Here is an 18,208-nt window from a genome sequence, read left to right as displayed (position 1 = left end):
GCCGGAGACGGGTTGGTTGATCGCAGAAATTTATTTCGAAGCGACCGGTTCTTGGGAAACGATCTTTGAATAAACCTTATAGAGAGATTTTTTTCCTCCGGGTGGTTTTCCAATATCAATTCCGGCTTTCAAAAGTTCGGTCTTTAATTCGTTTCGGAAGGCGTGGTAATCTACTTCCACTGCGTGCCGTTGTCCTCCTCCAAATGTAAAGTGAGGATGTTTAATTTCATATTGAATAGCGGCTTTGAGATCTTTCGGTCTTTGATACTTTCCTAATATCTCCATACAAGCGAGTTTCGCCTGATAATCCGCCATCGGCCAAATACAACCCACGGGTTGAAAGAGCCCGATGAAATAAAGATTCTGATAATCGTTGTGCATCATCTTTCGAAAGAGCGGGATCTTCTCCACGTATTGAAAGTCGATAAAAGATTTATCAAAAAATGGAAACGTCGTCCAGAATCCCGTACAAGCACAGATGATATCAAAATGTTCCCTTACTCCGTTTACAAACTCGACTTCCTTTCCATGAAGAGCTTTGATTGCAGGTCGAGGTTTGATTCTTCCATGACGAATAAAATCCAGAAGATCCGAATTCAACGTCGGGTGATGACTTAGGGCCAACGTCGTGTTCTCGGGAAGCCCGTAATTCTTATAGGGCCCTTGAAGAATATAAAGGAGCTTGGTCAAAACAAACTGTTTGATCTTTGACGGGATCCAACTCGGAGTTGTCGCCGCAAAAACATCGGAAGGCATTCCAAAAAGAAATTTTGGAAAAAACCACTGTGGACTTCTCATAGACAACTTCACACTATTGGCGACGCGCGCGGACTCCACTGCAACGTCGCACGCGGAGTTACCACCGCCTATCACAAGAACGTCCTTACCCTTCCATTCATTCGTAACTCCCTTAAAGTCGTGAGAGTGGATGAATTTTCCCGTGAACTTTCCGGGATATTCCGGATACTTTGGATTCCAGTGATGTCCGTTTGCGACCATAAGAACGTCGAAGATCTCGACCTTCTTCTTTTTTGAAGCGTCGGAAAAATCAACCTTCCATTTTCCTTCCTCGGTTCTTGTGATCTTTTGTATCGTATGATTGAAACGGATTTTCTTATACACTCCGAAGTGTTTTGAATAAGATTCGAAATAGGCTTGGAGTTGTTTGTGATTCGGATACTCGGGATAATCTTCAGGCATCGGATAGTCTTCGTATTCCGACCAGAACTTAGAGCTGATGATATGAGTGTTTTCGTAAACGCTCGAATGTCCGGTCTTAGAATTAAAAACCCAATTCCCTCCAACCTTATCATTCTTTTCAAAAACGACTACGTCTAACCCGTATTGAACACAATTCTTAGCTGCTGCAATTCCGCTCGGGCCCGCACCGACCACGCAGACTTTGATATTCGACTTCATCCGATTCTCCTTTGCCGATTGAGAACATTCATTGACGAAATCTCAAATCCAACAAATGTTACATTTTCGAGAGATCTTAGCGAGACAGGATTTGAACGCAAGGAATTTTTCGACCTTTGAAAGAAACTATAAATAACAGATGTTAGACCTAAATTCAAAAACAAGACGTTTGAACGGTAAGGATGGAAAGGCTTCTACAAGATCCAGAGCTCCTCTTCAGGAACGTTCTCAACAAAGAGTCGCGATCGTTTTAGAAACCGCTGAGAAGATTCTCGAAAAGATCGGTCCCGAAGAAACTTCGATCCCTGAAATTGCAAAGGTTTCGGGAATACCGAGAGCCAGTATCTATCAATTCTTTCCAGACAAATATGCCCTATTTACCCATCTTGCGGAAAAACATCTTACGAAGGTCGGAGAGATCTTGGTCGCAAAGGGAGCTAAGAATTCCAAAATTCATTGGGAAAAATTAGTCGGGGTCTTGGTTAACGCCGCATCCGATTATTACGATTCAACTCCGGTCGCCAGCATGCTCGTGTTAGGCGGTCCATTTAGCAGAAACGCCTATCTCGCGCAAGAGATTACGATCGAACATATCGGCGCCGGTGTTCGTGTTCAACTGGCAAATCTCAATACACCTTTGATTCTTCCAAAAAAACCGGATGTCGCGACTCTCGGCGTCGAGATCGCATTTGCTTGTATGAAAAGAGGTTACTATCAGGAGAATCGAATCTCAAAGATGATGAGAGAACAGGCGGCGAATGCCGTGATCTCCTACTTTCAGAATTGGATAAAATAAAGATAAAAAATTCTTCTCTTTTGTCACAAGCCTAGATCGCTTCCGCGTCTTCCTTCTTAGAAAAGGAGATAACATGGAAACAAGATTGAATTACGCAAAAGTGTATCCGGAATCACTGCAAGCGATGATGAAGATGGAAGAATTTGCAAAACAAGGCGGGATCGATCCCATTCTCTACGAGCTCGTCAAGATTCGCTCTTCTCAAATCAACGGTTGCGCTTTTTGTATCAACATGCACACTGCGGATCTAAGAGCCATGGGTGAGGCGGAAAAAAGAATCTATCTTTTAGACGCGTGGAGAGAAGCGAGCTTTTATACGGAAAAAGAAAAGGCGGCTCTCGAACTGACTGAAAAGATAACAAAAATTTCGGAAGAAGGTGTTCCCGATGAAACCTACGAACGTGTGAGAAAACATTTCGGCGAAAAAGAATTCGTAGCGCTCGTGATTCTGATCAACACCATAAACGCTTGGAATCGAATCGCAATTTCAACAAGAATGCACGCAAACTAAGAATCTTTTTGTCGTAAGAAAGAATTCTAGTTTTCTAATATAGAAACGACTAAAAAAAAGGATTGGGGTTTTTCGAAAATGCGGGAACTCCAATCAATAGTCTTCGTCCGACCAACCCACGTCGTTTAAGAAATCCTCATAAGAACCGTCGAAGATCCGAATCGTATCGTTATCAAAGACGATCAACTTGGTCGCAACCGCGCGAAGGTGCATCTCATTGTGAGTGACCATGATGACGGAACCTTCGAACTCATCGATCGCTTCAATGAGAGAATCGCAGGATTGCATATCCAAGTGGTTGGTAGGCTCATCCAGATAGAGAAGATGACAAGGAGTTACCAGAATTTTACCCAGAAGGACCCGGCTCTTTTCACCCCCGGATAGGACCTTGATTTTTTTAAGGGCCTGATCCTCCGAAAACATAAGACCACCCGCGATGTTTCTCGCCTGCCACTCCGTGCAGGCTTTATCGGAACTCATAATCTCTTCCACAACGGTAGCCGCTTCGTTGAGATTGAGTTTGTTCGTTTGACCGAAATAACCTTCCTTCAAGATCGGATGTTTTTTTACATTGCCTTGAGAAGGAACATTTTCACCCGCGAACATCTTGAGGAGCGTGGACTTACCTTTTCCATTTTTACCGATGATACAGATACGATCCCTGTTACCGACGCTGATGGAAAAATTTTCGATTAAGAATGGCGCTTTCCCATCGTAAGAAAAGGAAAGATCTTCTGCGGAAAGCATTTGACTCGCTGCAAAGGGAGCGCTGTTGAAATACAATTCCATATCTTGAATTTGTTCCAGGGCTTTCATCTCACCCTGTTTTTCCAACTTCTTCACTCTGGACTGAGCTCGGCTCGCAAAGCTCGCTTTTGCTTTGAACTTAGCGATAAAAATTTCTTCCTGCTTGCGTTTTTTAGCCTCGTTCAAACGAGTTTTCTCATAGATCTCTTCGGATTGATTGATCTGGCTGTAAAGTTTTTCAGTATCACCTTGAACCTTGATCGCCTTTGTTCTGTGGATCGCGACCGTATGAGTGACGACGGCGTCCATAAAACTTCTATCATGAGTTACTAATATGATTTCACCTTCCCATTCTCTTAAGAATTCCTCGAGCCAACGGATGGTGACGATATCGAGATAGTTGTTAGGCTCGTCGAGCATGAGCATATCGGGAGCGGAGACAAGAAGTTTTGCGAGATTCATCCGAATCTGATAACCGCCCGAAAACTCGGAAGGATTCCGCTCCATATCGGCTTCCGAAAAACCAAGACCGGAAAGAATTTTCTCAACCTGCCAGGTTTCGTATTCTTCTCCTTCCGGAAGACCGAGCGCGCATTCTTCCAGGACGGTCGGTTTAGTAAAATGAAGGTGCTGCTGGAGGTGACCGATCTTATAACCTTTCGGAACGGAGATCGTTCCCGAGTCCGCTTCCACGGTACCAAGAATCATCTGAAAGAGAGTGGATTTACCGTGACCGTTACGACCGACAAGACCAACCCGTTCGCCGCGATTGATCGTGAGACTAAGGTCGTCAAAAAGAACTTTGGAAGTAAACGCCTTATTCAGGCCTGTAATTTTAATCATCTTAAGAATGCTCGCATAGATTTAGGAAAGAATTTACAACGTCCCAATTGAATCTCCGAAAACAGAACGGAGAGAAAAACGACGAGGTTAAAATTCAAAAGGAAAGCCGTCGAAAGAAGGCCCTTTCTTGCCAAATTTATAGAAGAGCCCTTTATTTCACCCAAAAATACTCCCTTTCCTCCTTTTCGAAGAAAGGAAATGGAATTGTTGATTGCGGAACCGAAAAATAGGGAGAGGCTTTTCTATATGGAAAGTAAAAAAAGATACAATAGGATAAACGAAGACAATCAGGACCGGAGATTAATCGCATCCAGGGCGTTTCTCTCCTGCGATGACGTTCAAAAAATCTATGAATTTGACGGAAGCGGAAAGATCACGAGTAGGAACGCGGGAATGCTGAATCTGAGCCGATATAAAAATCATAGCATGTCCGGATTTCTACTAACGCGGCGAAGCCTTTGACCTCGACAAAACGGATTTTCAGCAAATCTAATTAATATATAATAATATTCTACTATTCCAATAGATCCGGGACCAAAGAGGACTTCGGGCGTTCCCCACACGCATTCGGAGAAAAGGAAGTTTCACCGAAAAAAGAAAAGTATAATCTCAATCGGTGTGTGGGTCGGGCTTCTCCAGGCTCCGCTTCGCTCCGGCCCCGAAAGGGCCGCTTACGCGCCTTCCAAATCCCTAACGCAAAGACAAAAAGATAACCTTAAATCTGGAACTTGAAAAGAATCACAAAAAGAAATCGGGCATTGTCTTCCTAAGGGAAAACTTTCCGTGATCGTAACGGAGACGGACTTCAAGTCCGTTTTCAAGCTTTTTCGGAATGACAATTTGTTAGAACGATTACTCGACGTCTTTCACACTCCAAGCCCAAAAGATAAAGACGAGCTGAAAAGGAAGACGAACGTAGAGAGCCCAGACGGGAACACCAAAGTCCGTTCCTGAAAGCGCGGCCTGAAGCATATAGATATTTGCGGGAAGAATCGCGATCAAAAGTGCAATGATACCAAAACTCGCGAGTCTTCTCAGAGGTTGCAAGAAGAGAGCCAATCCTAAGACGATCTCAGCGATTCCGCTAACGTAGTTCAAAAGAGAATGATAAGGGAGATAAGGCGGCATCATTCTCAGATAAAAAGGCGGATTGAGAAAATGATTGAGTCCTGCAAAAACATAAAAGACAGCCATCGCATACAAAAGAATTTTTTTCATGAAATCTCCAATTGGGAAAGAATTGTATGGATAAGAAATTAAAGGGAAGAGTTTTTTTAAGTCGAAGAATAAAAAATAAATCCCATTCTACAATTCCCGACTTATCGATAACATCTCAAAAAGAATTTCAAATTTCTATCGATCTTCTGTAAATCGTGAACCGAAAACAAATCCACGAGTTCACGTTGCTTAGAATGATTTCCCAATAAATAGAAACAAACCCCAACCGATCAAAGCAACTCCCGTCCACTGACGAACAGGAAGTTTACCGTCGATCCACTTTTCCGCCAAGACCAGGGCGGTAAGACCGATCATCCAGGAAAGACTCATCACACCTCCCACAAACATAAGAATCATCAAAAGAAGACAACAACCCACGCAATAAACTCCTTGCGACCAACCCATCCGAAAGGCGCCTAACGCACCCGGCTTCCAAGAAGTAAGAAAAAAACCAAGAGGAGATTTACACTGAGAAAGACATTTATCTTTGAGACCGCTAAATTGAAACCATCCCGTCGTTATCAATAAACCGCCGATCCATTCCGTATGATACAAAGAGAGATTGGAAGAAAGCAAATTCATTCGAAGGAGATAATACTGAAGAGAGGTTCCAAGAAGGCTGTATCCGGCCCAAGCGGAAAGATATCCGAGAATAATAAAAATTCCTCTTCCCATTCCAAAGAAAATTCTCCCGTGCTCCTTACTCTGATCCATCTTTGAAAAGATCATTACGGATTTCAAAAAAGAAGGAAGCATCATAGCGATCATCATCAAAACCCACATGCAAAAATTGAGAATCGCCCAGGTAAAAAAGGGGACCTCGGCGTGTTTCTCGCAGTGATGACTTCCGTCCCAATGCATCCAAGACATATCATACATTGCCATCCAAGAAATCGAAGTAAGGAACAACATCATTCCCAAAAGTACGATCTGCTCTAAATTCAAACGAAAGCGAAAAATACCTTCAAAAACTTTCATCTTCTTAACCTTTCCATTGAAAGGGACCTAAGAAACCGTTTTTACCGGGATTATCCCAATCAAAGTGATAGTCCGTTACTTTGGCTTTTGTTGTCTTCCCCGGTGCGATCTTTTGAGCGACATGTGCCACATTATCGATCCAAACGGTTCTGCCGCGATGTCCTCGAATGGATTCCAATTGAACTTCCACTATATTCGGAATCTTCAGCTCTCGCGTTTTGTCACTTTTGAGTTCGTATTGAATGGGAACTTTCTTTGCTCCCAAGAACTTCGTTGTAAGAGATTTCATATAAGCGGGAGCCCCTCCCATCTCTCCCGAAAAAATTCGAAAGAGAGAATCGAACTGTTCCTCGTTCGCACGTTCGTCTATATAAAGTCCCGTGGTCCAAGAAACTTCCGCCATTGGTCCCGGAGTAAAGACGAGCATCGCAACATTTAAGTCGTCCAACTTCAAACCGGAACATTCACCTTCTTTAATATGAAACGCGAGCATGCTCTGGCAATGTCCGTAAGTCGGCTCAGCCTTAAACCCGCTAAGCAAGCACGGACAAAGGCTTTCACAACTACAGTGCTCAAAGTAATCCCCTTCCAAAAACCATCTTTTTTCCTGACTCATACAATCCTTCCTTTCCAAAATCCACTTTCTCGTATCAAAGCCGAAAACTCGAAACGGCATGGATGTTGTTAAAGATTTTTATAATATTCTAAATCGAATCCAATTTTTCCTTGAAATAATCCCGTAGCCTTAGGGTTCCATACTTAGGTCCGACTACATCCAGGGTGTGAACAACGTTGCCAAACTGAAGAAACTGAAAGATTCTTTTGTTGAAAGGTTGGAGAAACCGAACCAAAATTCGATTTAAGAAAATCGGAATGTGAAGTAGCTTCCGATTCTTACTCGTGACTTGAAGCGCAAGCTCGGTAATTTCGTCTCTTGTAAAAATATCCGGCCCTCCGATATTGAATTCCTTTATATCGGTTTTCAACGCTTCCACCACCGCTCTTGCTACGTCCTTCTCGTGAATGGGATTGATTCTCGCGTTACCCTCTCCGATAACGATGCCGATTCCTTTTTTTGCAAATTCCAAAAAACTAAGAAGAATGGAGAAAAAAGCAGTGGGACGGATGATCGTATAACGAAGCCCCGAGTTTCGAATTAAGTCCGAGATTTGATCGTGACTCTTAATATATTCTGTTTTTTGAATACCTTCTACCAATAAAAAGGAAACGTAGAGAAATTTGGAAACATTTTCCTTAACGGCCGCGGAGAGGACGTTTCGATTTCCTTTGAAATTGATTTCTTCGAAGGTTCGTCTATCCCGAAAGTTTTTGAGATCCAGGCTAGCGCCGGCGCAAGAAATGACTGCATCCATACCGGAAACCGCAGATTCCAAACTGTTCGGATCAAAAAGATCGCCTAATACAGATTCATCGAACATCCCATTTAAAAATTTTAATTTGATAGGAGATCTGGAGAGAACTCGAATCCAATAACCCTGCTTCCGCAATTCTTCCATTACGAATTTCCCCAAACTTCCCGTAGCCCCAACCACCAAGATTCGGTCCATATTCTTCTCCTTTCAAAAATAGACGAAGACGTCTATTTTTAATTACCGGGAAATAGACTATTTCGTCTACTAAAAAATAGACAAACACGTCTATTTTTTAGTGTCCTTTTTGAGGGAATTCAGAAATTTACAAAGAAGCTGATAAAAAGCAGGGGTTCCATGAAAGCTCGGGAAAAAATAATCGAAGCAGCAGATCGTCTCTTTTACGAACAGGGTTTTACAAACACCGGCGTGAATGATATCCTCGAAAAATCCGGCGTTCACAAAGGAAGTTTTTATAAATACTTTCGCGAGAAAGGAGACGTGGGTTTGGAATACCTTCGTCTTCGAAAGGAGAAAAATTACGAACTCTTTCGAGCTTTGACAGCACGTTATTCCGATTTCAAACAGTTGGTAAACGCATGGGTTGTTTTACTGCGAAAAGAAGCAAAGACAGATCGTCTCAGAGGTTGTCCCTTTGCCATGTTTGCAAATCAGACTTATTCTTCTCATCTTTCTCTCAATGAAGAACAACTCCGCTCCGCGGAATCCGAAATCAAAGAAGTCGTTTTAGATTGGGAAGAAATCTTTTCTTCGTATTTAAGAACAAATCCAATCAAGAAGAATCAGGTTTTATCGAATGCACAGATTCAATCGTTCGCGAGAAAGATCGTGATTCTTTACGAAGGTTCTGTTCAAGTTTATTTTATGACGGGAAGAGAAGAATATCTGAAAGAGTTTCAGGAAAGTTTACTTTTGTTAGGTGAGTTCTATGGAAGGGAGGGGTGAAGAATGGTTGTTGGAGTAAAAAAGAAAATAGAAAGACTCACAGGATTCTACAGCTTCTCTCCTTGATTACTTCTTTGTTCATTAGTAAAATGGAATTTATTTTTACTATGACGTTTCCCGAAGAAGCCATTATTAAAAAGTCCTTGCCTTCATTAGAATTCATTGAATTCTATCTACGCAATGTCTAACCGAATCAAAACAAGTATTCTTTCTATATCGATTGCAGTTTTTCTTTTTCAATCCTGCTTTACTGTGTTCCCAAAAGGAGAGAAAGTAGTTGCGACCAAAGTTTTGGAAGACAAAACAACAGCAGAAGAATCGGAAGCCAATTCCTTAGAGATGAAGCTCAACGGAGAAAAGCTTACGTTCTCGGTTCGATCCTGGATCGAGAAGAAAAACGTCCGCAAAATGAATCTCGTGGACTCCATCCGAACGGAACAAGATTACAGACTATCGGATAAATTTAAAGTTTTCGGTACTGGAAACGAAGGAGTCAAGTGGTTTCTCTTAACTTCACCGTTATGGCTACCGTTTATGCTTTTAGAGTTGCCGACTCTCCCTTTTCGTCTCATGAGCGATCAGAATGAAAAAATAGAATCATCGGAAGGAGAGAAGATCAGAAGTATTCCTTCCAAGGGATTTCTCATTGAGATTCATCCATCCGATAACGAAGAAAATAAAACCGTATTGGATTTGGATAAGGGGAAGAATTCGATTCTTCTGAGAACCTTTTTTGATGAGATAGGACAAGACGGCTCAATCGCGTATGACGTAATTCGGAATAAAGAGAAAGTTGTATCCGGAGTTTTTTCAATTTCCGAATTAGCGGAGACAGACCCAAAGATTGAAAACTTTCTTTCTAAACTTTTGCTAGAAAAAAATCAAAAAATGAAAACTTACTGTGAGAAAAATTTTCGCAAGTTCCACCATTTTCAGAAAAAAGCCGGTGCGTTTTTGAGCGGAATCGTTCTGGAGGCCGCTTGCGAAAAAAACTTTCCGCAAGATCCGATCGCCGCAGACGAATGCAAACAAAAGTATCACGAATGTGTCCCGTTCTTGAACGAGAATGAGTAAGAGATAAAATATTTCCTTTTGGAATCGGCCTCCATTTTCAAGGAGAAATTTGAGTGCTGATTCCAATTTGAATTCTCTTTCCGATAAGGCGATTATCCGCAGCTATATTACAAAATTCTTTATCCTACTGACATTGCCAAAATCCACTTGACCCTCTTGTCCGAGTGAAAAGACTCCAATTGTAACAATCTATGGCAATCAAAAAATCCGAACTCTACTCTTCCCTTTGGGCGAGTTGTGACGAATTACGTGGCGGAATGGACGCCTCTCAGTATAAAGATTACGTTCTCGTAATGCTCTTCGTAAAATACATCAGCGACCGATTCGCACAGGATGGATTTCCTGCGATCAAAGTTCCCAAAGGTTCTAGTTTTAAGGATATGGTGGCCCTCAAGGGCAAGACCGATATCGGGGATCTGATCAACAAAAAAATCCTCGGGCCGATCGGAGAAGCAAATCAAATCTCCGACTTCCCCGATTTCGCGGATGCCAATAAATTAGGAAGTGGGAAGGACATGGTCCACAAGCTGACCAATCTCATCGCCATTTTTGAAAATCCTGCTCTTGATTTTTCCAACAACCGCGCTGAGGGAGACGATATATTAGGAGATGCTTATGAATATCTCATGCGTCACTTTGCAACCGAAAGCGGAAAGAGCAAAGGTCAATTCTACACTCCCTCGGAAGTCAGCCGAATCATGGCTAAAATCATCGGAGTTTCCCAGTCTTCCAAATCCGGAGTGACCGCATACGACCCGACGGCGGGTTCCGGCTCTCTTCTCCTCAAGGTCGCGGCCGAAGCAGGAAAGAAGATCACTCTCTACGGGCAAGAGATGGATATCGCGACCGCATCTCTCGCAAGAATGAACATGATTCTTCATGACAACGCGGACGCGACTCTCAAACAGGGCAACACTCTTGCCAATCCTCTTTTCCTAAACGACAAAGGAGGACTCAAACAGTTTGATTACTTTGTTTCCAACCCTCCGTTCTCTTTTAAGTCGTGGAGTAACGGAGTCGACGCTGATCACGATCCCTTCGATCGATTTCAGAACTTCGGAATTCCACCTGCGAAAAACGGCGATTTTGCGTTTCTCTTACACGCGATCCGTTCTCTCAAGAGCAATGGAAAGGGAGCTATCATTCTGCCGCACGGAGTTCTCTTTCGGGGAAATACGGAAGCGGGAATTCGTAAGAAGTTGATCCAACACGGTTATATCAAAGGAATCATCGGCCTTCCCGCAAATCTTTTTTATGGAACCGGTATTCCTGCGTGTATTTTGGTGATCGATAAGGAGAACGCGGAAAACAGAAAGGATATCTTTTTTATCGACGCTTCTAAGGGTTTTGAAAAGGACGGAAACAAAAACCGACTTCGGGAACAAGACATTCATAAGATCGTGGACGTCTTTAACAAACAGATCCCGATTCCGAAATACAGCAGAAGTGTTCCGATCTTGGAAATAGCGACGAAAGAATTCAATCTCAATATCCCGAGATACATCGACAACCAAGACGAAGAAGATCTCCAAGACATAGAAGGCCATTTGCGTGGCGGTATTCCAAAATCGGATATCGACGATCTCCAGCCGTTTTGGAACGTCTACCCTACTCTTTCGGAAGTTCTCTTTCAGGAAGAAAGAACGGGCTATTACAAACTGAAAATTGCAAAGGAAGATATTAAAAAAACGATCTTCTCTCATCCCGAATTTATCCAATACGGCAAGCAGGTGGATTCTATCTTTTCCAAATGGAAAAAAAGGAATTTAGATTTTTGTAATACGATCGGTAAAAAAACAAAACCGAAAGAATTTATCGGAAATCTTTCCGAATCTCTTTTGGAAGCATTCACCGGAATCGAGCTCATAGACAAATACGATATCTATCAACATCTGATGACCTACTGGCTTGAAACGATGCAAGACGACGTCTATTTGATCGTGGACGAAGGTTGGAAGGTAGGGAACGAAGTCGAAGTGGAAATCGATAAAAACGGAAAGGCGGTCCGAAAAGATGGCAAGATCATTCCGAAATCCCTTCTTCTTGAGACCTACTTTCTGGCGGAGACAAAGGAAATCGAAACCTTAGAATCGGAAAAGGATTCCCTTTCCTCAAAACTGGAGGAACTCGCGGAAGAACACGGTGGAGAGGAAGGCCTTCTTGCGGAATGTAAAAACGAAAAAGATCGAGTCAACGCAAAGTCCGCGAAGGATCGTTTGAAAACGATCCAGGAAGATCCGAGCGCTCAGGAAGAAAAGGAAATGATTTCCACATTCTTAAAACTCAGCGAAGAAGAATCCGAACTTACCCGTAAGATCAAATCCTTAGAACAAGAGTTGAGTAAAAAGGTCGAAGCCAAATACAAAGCCCTCTCGATCGAAGAAATCAAATCCTTAGTCGTGGAAAAAAAATGGATCGCGTCCCTCGCCGAAGACATCCAATCCGAACGAAACCGGATCAGCCAAAAACTCACGGGGAGAATCCAGATCTTAGCGGAACGTTATGATACACCGGTCCCCGAAATTCTTTCGGAAGTCGCCAACCTCGAAACCAAGGTCAATTCTCATCTGGAAAGAATGGGGTTTGTATGGAAATGAAACAAGGCTACAAACAAACCGAAGTCGGTGTGATCCCGGAAGACTGGGAGGTGAAGAGGATTGGCGAGATTTTTAATATTTCCGCAGGCGGAGATCTTGATATGTCAACTTTGTCTACCTTCAAGGACTCTTTCTTTAATTACCCAATTTTCTCGAATTCACTTTCCGATAAAGGTCTATACGGGTATACCTCAAATCCACAATATGAGAGTAACACAGTCACGGTAACAGCCAGAGGTACAGTTGGATATGCCGTATTCAGAAATCACCAGTATTCAGCAATTGGAAGAGTTCTAATTTTATCGCCCATTTTTAAAATAAACGGCAAGTTCACTGAAGAATACATTAACAATTACATAAAGTTTGCAAATGAAAGTACTGGTGTACCTCAACTTACTGTTCCACAAATCGCAAAGTATCATTTAATTCTTCCCCCCACCCTCACCGAACAAGAAGCCATCGCCAACGTTCTCTCCGATATGGATGCGTTGATCCTGAGTTTGGAAAAACTGATCTCCAAAAAACAACAGATCAAACAGGGGACAATGCAAGCGCTGTTGACCGGGAGAAAGAGATTGCCTGGGTTTGGAAAGGGAGAAAGAACAAAACTTACTGAAGTGGGCTTGATTCCGGAAGACTGGGAGGTGAAGAGGATTGGGGAGACTGCACTTTTAAAAGCGCGCATTGGATGGCACGGACTAACAGCTAAAGAATATCTAAACACCGGGATTTACCGGCTAATTACTGGAACTGAATTCCACAAGGGCTCAATCGACTGGTCAAGATGCTTTTTCGTAGACCAGGAAAGATATGAGCAGGACAAATATATTCAAATAAAGGAGAATGATATTCTAATAACAAAGGATGGCTCAATTGGGAAAATTGCCTTTGTGAATTTGCTTAATTGGCCTGCGACATTAAATAGTGGGGTATTCGTTATTAGGCCAAAAAATATTTCCTTTTTTCCTAATTTTCTTTTTTACATTTTTAGTTCCTTCTACTTTGATAAATTCATTTCACAAATCACCGCAGGTTCAACAATTTTACATTTATATCAAAAAGATTTTGTAAAATTTACTTTTCCCCTTCCTCCCACTCTCGCCGAACAAACCGCCATTGCCAACGTTCTTTCCGATCTGGATTCGGAAATCGATGCACTCGAAAGTAAATTAGAAAAATATAAACTTCTCAAACAGGGAATGATGCAACAACTTCTGACGGGGGCAATTCGACTCGTATGAAACAATATGCGCGGGTGATGTTGGGGAAAAAGAGCGTTCACGCGGATCTCTGTTTTCGGGAAGGGTTTATCGGTTGCGACTTTGATATCGACGAAGATCTAAGCGGAAAGTTATCGGTCAATGCAAAGGAATTCAACCGAGCATTCATCCCGGTTTATTTAAAGACAAATCCGACAAAGAATAAAATCTCCGCGGGACTTGCGTGCGGAGCCTTGTTTACGATCGCCAAAGGTCTTCAGATCGGGGACATCGTCCTTTCTCCGAACGGACAAGGCGGATACGCCGTAGGCGAAATCCGGGAAAACTATCAATACCGGGTCGATTCCATTCTCGCGCACAGAAGAAAGGTACAATGGTTTTCGAGAATCATCGATCGAAGAGAGATGAGCCAAGCGTTGCAATATTCTTCCGGATCGATCGGAACCGTGAGCGACGTCACACGTTATGCCTCCGAGATCGAATCTTTTTTGGCGGGAAGCAAACTTCAGACCCTATTCTCCAATGATGAAACCGTAGAAGACCCGAACGTCTTCGGTTTGGAAAAACATCTGGAAGAATTTTTAGTCTCCAACTGGAAACAAACCGATCTTGGTAAAGAATACGATATCTTTGAGGAAGACGGAGAGCCCGTCGGTCAACAATACCGTGTCGATACGGGAAACATCGATATCCTCGCCGTCAGCAAAGACAAAAAAGAACTTTTGGTCGTCGAGCTCAAAAAAGGAAGAGCGAGCGATTCCGTAATCGGCCAGATCCAACGATATATGGGATACGTTCTGCAAGAACTCGCAGAAGAAAATCAAACCGTGAAAGGGATCATCATCGCTTTGGAAGACGATCCTAAAATCAAACGGGCGCTCGCGGTCGCAAAGAATATAGAATTCTATCGGTATCAAGTCAACTTCAAACTATTTAAGAGTTAGCATGGACACAATCGGACAGTCGGAAAAAGCCACACAAGCCAGGGTCATTTCCCTGTTTCAAAACAAGTTGGGTTATGATTATCTCGGGAACTGGAGTTCTAAAAAGAATTCGAACCTCGAAGAGGATCTTCTGACTTCGTATTTAAAGAAAACAGAATATTCGGATCTTCAGATAAATAGAGCCACAGAGACGCTAAAAAAAACAGCTACTAATTTCGAAAAGAACCTCTACGACAAAAACAAGGAATTCTATTCCCTTCTTCGTTATGGGATTCCTGTAAAAGTCGATCTCGATTCTAAAACCGAGAACATCCACGTCATCGACTGGAAAAATCCCCTGAACAACATCTTCGGAATCGCCGAGGAAGTTACGATTATTGGAAGAGCCGAAAAAAGACCGGATCTGGTTTTGTATGTAAATGGGATTGCATTAGGCGTCATCGAACTCAAAAGCGGAATCAACTCGATCGGCGAGGGAATCCGTCAAAACATTACAAATCAACAAAAGGACTTCATTCCGGATTTTTTTTCGACGATCCAGTTCGTTTTTGCCGGTAACGACACGGAAGGTCTTCGCTACGGTACGGTCGGCACTTCGGAAAAGTATTTCTTAGGCTGGAAGGAAGACGTCGAAGACAATTCTCTTCTCTCTCTGGATAAATATCTGACGAAACTCTGCGATAAATCGCGATTTTTAGAAATCATCTATGACTTCATCCTCTTTGACGGAGGGCAAAAAAAACTTCCAAGACCGCATCAATACTTCGGAATCAAAGCCGCGCAAGAATTCATCAAACGAAAAGAAGGCGGAATCATCTGGCACACGCAAGGTTCCGGAAAAAGTATCGTCATGGTTCTTCTCGCCAAATGGATCTTAGAAAACAATCCGAACGCGAGAGTGGCGATCATTACTGACAGAGAGGAATTGGACACTCAGATCAAACGTGTTTTCGAAAGTGCAGGTGAAAAGATTCATAGAACGAGTAGCGGATCCGACCTTCTTTTTCAATTGAGTCAACCGAAGCCGAGACTTCTTTGTTCCTTGATTCACAAATTTGGAAAAAAAGACGGTGATGATTTCGAAACGTATTTGGAAGAGATCGAAAAGAATCCGGTTAAAACAATCGGAGAACTTTTTATCTTTGTGGACGAAGCCCATCGAACTCAATCCGGAAAATTACAACAGGCAATGAAGGCGATCTTAAAAGAAGCAGTATTTATCGGTTTTACCGGAACCCCGCTCCTCAGAAAAGATAAGAAAACGACCTTAGAAGTTTTCGGACGTTATATTCATGTTTACAAATTCAACGAAGCCGTCGAAGACGAAGTCGTTTTGGATTTGATGTACGAAGCGAGGGATATCGACCAAAAACTTTCTTCACCCGAAAAAGTAGACGCTTGGTTTCAAGCCAAGACAAAAGGACTCAACGATTTTCAAAAACACGAATTGAAAAAGAAATGGGGAACTTTGCAAAAAGTTCTTAGCTCGAAATCAAGGATGGAGAAGATCGTCCTCGACATCATCTTCGACTTTTCCGATAAGCCGATTCTGAGCTCGGAGTTCGGAAACGCGATTTTAGTCGCAGGGAGTATCTACGAAGCATGCAAATATTATGAGCTCTTTCAATCTACTTCTTTGAAAAATAAATGTGCTGTTATCACGTCTTACAATCCCGCCATCGGAGATCTTCGAACTGAGACGACCGGGGAAAACACCGAAACCGAAAAAGAATTTATTTATCATTCGTATAAGAATTTTTTAGGCAATCTTACTGCAGAACAGCACGAAGAAAGTGCGAAAAGTCTTTTTATAAACGAACCGCGTAATATGAGACTTCTCATCGTTGTCGACAAACTTCTTACCGGTTTCGACGCTCCCTCCTGTTCCTTTATTTATCTGGATAAGTCCATGCAGGATCACGCTCTCTTTCAGGCGATTTGTCGCGTCAATCGCCTGGGCGGAGAACAAAAACAATTCGGTTACATCGTAGATTACAAAGATTTATTTAAAAAAGTGGAAAATGCAGTTTCGGTTTACACTTCCGATTTGAATCTTTCCGATTTCGGCAAAGACGAAAGTGCAATCCTACTAAAAGATCGTCTTTATACTGCGAGGGAAAGACTCGAAGACGCACTAGAAGAGCTTGAAATTCTTTGCGAACCGGTCGAACCTCCAAAGGCTACCCAAGATTATATTTTCTATTTTTGTGGAAATCCGGAGAACGAACTCGATCTTCTCGATACCGAGTTTCGAAGGGCTTACTTGTATAAATTGACTGTGAATTTTATACGCGCTCATTCGGCTCTTGCAAACGAATTGGAAGAATCCGGTCTTTCAAAAGAAGAAATCATTAGAATCAAAGAAAAAATGGATTTTTATCTAAAACTTAGGGAAACGATACGAAGAGCCAGTAACGAAATCATCGATCTCAAAGCATACGAAGCGGATATGCGACATCTGATCGACTATTACATTCAGGCTGAAGAACCGAAACAAGTTTCCAATTTCCACGATACGCCTTTATTAGAAATCATCGATCGAGTCGGGATTGCAAAAGCGATCGCAGAGTTACCCGATTCGATTCGAAATAGTAAAGATTCCTGTGCTGCCACCATTGAAAACAACGTTCGGATCACGATCATTAGAAACCATATGATGGACCCCGCATTCTACAGCGCAATGAGCGAGCTCCTCGCAACGTTAATCCATCAGAGAAAAATAGAAGCGATCAATTATGAAATATATCTCAAAGGTATAGAAGAACTTGCTAAAAAAGTCGCGAGAGGAAAAGAGAACGATCTGCCGGCAGACATACAAACTCCAGGACAAAGGGCTCTTTATGGTAACCTGGGAAACAAGGAGGAACTGGCTCTAAAAATCCATTCTTCCATTCTTTCCGAGCGTCCTGATGAATGGAGAGGGAATGAAATTAAGGAAAGAATTATCAAACAAACTCTTTATAAACTTTTGGATAGAGATTTAGATGAAGTGGAACGGATTTTTAAGATCATCTTTCAGCAATTCGAGTATTAAGATGAAGAGCTTTCAACTCGGAGATATTAAGGTCGAATTCATCCAAAAAAATATTGGCAATCTTCATTTGAGTGTTTATCCGCCGAATGGTCGAGTTCGAATTTCTGCACCGTTCACGATGAATTTTGAGACAATTCGAGTTTATGCCATTTCAAAACTCGCCTGGATCAAAAAACAAAGAAGAAAATTCAGTCACCAAGAGCGAGAATCTCGTCGGGAATATATCGCCAGAGAAAGTCATTATTTTCTCGGAAAACGTTATTTACTAAGAGTGTTTAAAGGCGAACATATTCAGAGCCTTGATCTAAAACACAATTCGATCGATCTTTTTGTAAGCGATTCGACAACGTGGGATAATAAGAACAACATTTTAAAGAAATGGTACAGAGATCGACTGAGAGAAATCTCCGCTCCTTTAGTTCAAAAATGGTCAAAAAATTTAAAACTTAAGAATGTTGAGTTTTCAATACGATCGATGAAAACTCGTTGGG

At 42.2% G+C, this 18,208-nt stretch carries 16 protein-coding genes (1 of these 16 only partly in view); 10 read left to right on the top strand and 6 right to left on the bottom strand.

All coding sequences use genetic code 11. The annotated features are described in order from the left end of the window. Nucleotides 1-30: 30 nt before the first annotated feature. Nucleotides 31-1,419, bottom strand: a complete 1,389-nt coding sequence (locus tag A0128_RS03920; RefSeq protein ID WP_069606325.1) for a flavin-containing monooxygenase — start codon at nucleotides 1,417-1,419, stop codon at nucleotides 31-33. Between the two features lie 139 nt (nucleotides 1,420-1,558). Between A0128_RS03920 and A0128_RS03915 the strand changes: the two genes are divergently transcribed. Together A0128_RS03915 and A0128_RS03910 are read left to right on the top strand one after the other, a co-directional pair. Beyond that, the gene (locus A0128_RS03915) at nucleotides 1,559-2,215 is read left to right on the top strand and encodes a TetR/AcrR family transcriptional regulator (RefSeq protein ID WP_069606324.1); all 657 of its coding nucleotides are present in this window, start codon (nucleotides 1,559-1,561) and stop codon (nucleotides 2,213-2,215) included. Between the two features lie 73 nt (nucleotides 2,216-2,288). Beyond that, nucleotides 2,289-2,726, top strand: a complete 438-nt coding sequence (locus A0128_RS03910; RefSeq protein ID WP_069606323.1) for a carboxymuconolactone decarboxylase family protein — start codon at nucleotides 2,289-2,291, stop codon at nucleotides 2,724-2,726. Between the two features lie 93 nt (nucleotides 2,727-2,819). Here A0128_RS03910 and A0128_RS03905 read toward each other — a convergent pair whose 3' ends face one another. Next, the gene (locus A0128_RS03905) at nucleotides 2,820-4,316 is read right to left on the bottom strand and encodes an ABC-F family ATP-binding cassette domain-containing protein (RefSeq protein WP_069606322.1); all 1,497 of its coding nucleotides are present in this window, start codon (nucleotides 4,314-4,316) and stop codon (nucleotides 2,820-2,822) included. A 246-nt stretch (nucleotides 4,317-4,562) separates the two neighbouring features. Between A0128_RS03905 and A0128_RS03895 the strand changes: the two genes are divergently transcribed. Further along, nucleotides 4,563-4,778 (top strand): hypothetical protein, encoded by a 216-nt coding sequence (locus A0128_RS03895; RefSeq protein WP_156781763.1) that lies wholly within the window; start codon nucleotides 4,563-4,565, stop codon nucleotides 4,776-4,778. Between the two features lie 390 nt (nucleotides 4,779-5,168). On the opposite strand, the gene A0128_RS03890 is transcribed toward A0128_RS03895, so the two are convergent. The 4 genes from A0128_RS03890 to A0128_RS03875 form a co-directional block, all read right to left on the bottom strand. After that, the gene (locus tag A0128_RS03890) at nucleotides 5,169-5,534 is read right to left on the bottom strand and encodes a DoxX family protein (RefSeq protein WP_069606319.1); all 366 of its coding nucleotides are present in this window, start codon (nucleotides 5,532-5,534) and stop codon (nucleotides 5,169-5,171) included. 189 nt (nucleotides 5,535-5,723) lie between these two features. Continuing rightward, nucleotides 5,724-6,512, bottom strand: a complete 789-nt coding sequence (locus A0128_RS03885) for a DUF2182 domain-containing protein (RefSeq protein WP_069606318.1) — start codon at nucleotides 6,510-6,512, stop codon at nucleotides 5,724-5,726. A gap of 4 nt (nucleotides 6,513-6,516) precedes the next feature. Then, on the bottom strand, nucleotides 6,517-7,128 hold the full coding sequence (locus A0128_RS03880; protein WP_069609095.1) for a DUF1326 domain-containing protein: 612 nt from the start codon (nucleotides 7,126-7,128) through the stop codon (nucleotides 6,517-6,519). An 88-nt stretch (nucleotides 7,129-7,216) separates the two neighbouring features. Then, nucleotides 7,217-8,080, bottom strand: a complete 864-nt coding sequence (locus A0128_RS03875; protein ID WP_069606317.1) for an SDR family oxidoreductase — start codon at nucleotides 8,078-8,080, stop codon at nucleotides 7,217-7,219. Nucleotides 8,081-8,239: 159 nt separating this feature from the next. Here A0128_RS03875 and A0128_RS03870 point away from each other — a divergent pair, with 159 nt between their 5' ends. The 7 genes from A0128_RS03870 to A0128_RS03835 all read left to right on the top strand — a co-directional run. Beyond that, nucleotides 8,240-8,848 (top strand): TetR/AcrR family transcriptional regulator, encoded by a 609-nt coding sequence (locus tag A0128_RS03870; protein WP_069606316.1) that lies wholly within the window; start codon nucleotides 8,240-8,242, stop codon nucleotides 8,846-8,848. A 180-nt stretch (nucleotides 8,849-9,028) separates the two neighbouring features. Next, complete coding sequence (locus A0128_RS03860; protein ID WP_069606314.1) at nucleotides 9,029-9,922, top strand: hypothetical protein; 894 nt, start codon at nucleotides 9,029-9,031, stop codon at nucleotides 9,920-9,922. 191 nt (nucleotides 9,923-10,113) lie between these two features. Continuing rightward, on the top strand, nucleotides 10,114-12,519 hold the full coding sequence (locus A0128_RS03855; protein WP_069606313.1) for a type I restriction-modification system subunit M: 2,406 nt from the start codon (nucleotides 10,114-10,116) through the stop codon (nucleotides 12,517-12,519). After that, a complete protein-coding gene (locus tag A0128_RS03850; RefSeq protein WP_069606312.1) occupies nucleotides 12,510-13,760 on the top strand; it encodes a restriction endonuclease subunit S in 1,251 nt (416 codons plus the stop codon). Before A0128_RS03855 ends, A0128_RS03850 begins: the two co-directional genes overlap by 10 nt. Continuing rightward, a complete protein-coding gene (locus A0128_RS03845; RefSeq protein ID WP_069606311.1) occupies nucleotides 13,757-14,683 on the top strand; it encodes an endonuclease NucS domain-containing protein in 927 nt (308 codons plus the stop codon). The genes A0128_RS03850 and A0128_RS03845 overlap by 4 nt, the downstream gene beginning before the upstream one ends. Before the next feature lies 1 nt (nucleotide 14,684). Further along, nucleotides 14,685-17,717, top strand: a complete 3,033-nt coding sequence (locus tag A0128_RS03840; RefSeq protein ID WP_069606310.1) for a type I restriction endonuclease subunit R — start codon at nucleotides 14,685-14,687, stop codon at nucleotides 17,715-17,717. A 1-nt stretch (nucleotide 17,718) separates the two neighbouring features. After that, nucleotides 17,719-18,208: the 5' portion of a M48 family metallopeptidase gene (locus A0128_RS03835; protein ID WP_069606309.1), read on the top strand. Its footprint extends 224 nt past the window's final position; the window shows 490 of its 714 coding nt (coding positions 1-490); its start codon is at nucleotides 17,719-17,721; its stop codon lies beyond the right edge, outside the window.

Source organism: Leptospira tipperaryensis (assembly GCF_001729245.1).
GTDB classification, from domain to species: domain Bacteria; phylum Spirochaetota; class Leptospiria; order Leptospirales; family Leptospiraceae; genus Leptospira; species Leptospira tipperaryensis.
Note: the sequence above shows the minus strand (reverse complement) of the source record. Positions and strands in the feature narration are given on the sequence as shown.

What these genes read in the sequence shown, in the direction of transcription:
- A0128_RS03920 (WP_069606325.1), bottom strand. Translation starts at nt 1,419, where the DNA reads ATGAAGTCGAATATCAAAGTCTGCGTGGTCGGTGCGGGCCCGAGCGGA.
- A0128_RS03915 (WP_069606324.1), top strand. Translation starts at nt 1,559, where the DNA reads ATGTTAGACCTAAATTCAAAAACAAGACGTTTGAACGGTAAGGATGGA.
- A0128_RS03910 (WP_069606323.1), top strand. Translation starts at nt 2,289, where the DNA reads ATGGAAACAAGATTGAATTACGCAAAAGTGTATCCGGAATCACTGCAA.
- A0128_RS03905 (WP_069606322.1), bottom strand. Translation starts at nt 4,316, where the DNA reads ATGATTAAAATTACAGGCCTGAATAAGGCGTTTACTTCCAAAGTTCTT.
- A0128_RS03895 (WP_156781763.1), top strand. Translation starts at nt 4,563, where the DNA reads ATGGAAAGTAAAAAAAGATACAATAGGATAAACGAAGACAATCAGGAC.
- A0128_RS03890 (WP_069606319.1), bottom strand. Translation starts at nt 5,534, where the DNA reads ATGAAAAAAATTCTTTTGTATGCGATGGCTGTCTTTTATGTTTTTGCA.
- A0128_RS03885 (WP_069606318.1), bottom strand. Translation starts at nt 6,512, where the DNA reads ATGAAAGTTTTTGAAGGTATTTTTCGCTTTCGTTTGAATTTAGAGCAG.
- A0128_RS03880 (WP_069609095.1), bottom strand. Translation starts at nt 7,128, where the DNA reads ATGAGTCAGGAAAAAAGATGGTTTTTGGAAGGGGATTACTTTGAGCAC.
- A0128_RS03875 (WP_069606317.1), bottom strand. Translation starts at nt 8,080, where the DNA reads ATGGACCGAATCTTGGTGGTTGGGGCTACGGGAAGTTTGGGGAAATTC.
- A0128_RS03870 (WP_069606316.1), top strand. Translation starts at nt 8,240, where the DNA reads ATGAAAGCTCGGGAAAAAATAATCGAAGCAGCAGATCGTCTCTTTTAC.
- A0128_RS03860 (WP_069606314.1), top strand. Translation starts at nt 9,029, where the DNA reads ATGTCTAACCGAATCAAAACAAGTATTCTTTCTATATCGATTGCAGTT.
- A0128_RS03855 (WP_069606313.1), top strand. Translation starts at nt 10,114, where the DNA reads ATGGCAATCAAAAAATCCGAACTCTACTCTTCCCTTTGGGCGAGTTGT.
- A0128_RS03850 (WP_069606312.1), top strand. Translation starts at nt 12,510, where the DNA reads ATGGAAATGAAACAAGGCTACAAACAAACCGAAGTCGGTGTGATCCCG.
- A0128_RS03845 (WP_069606311.1), top strand. Translation starts at nt 13,757, where the DNA reads ATGAAACAATATGCGCGGGTGATGTTGGGGAAAAAGAGCGTTCACGCG.
- A0128_RS03840 (WP_069606310.1), top strand. Translation starts at nt 14,685, where the DNA reads ATGGACACAATCGGACAGTCGGAAAAAGCCACACAAGCCAGGGTCATT.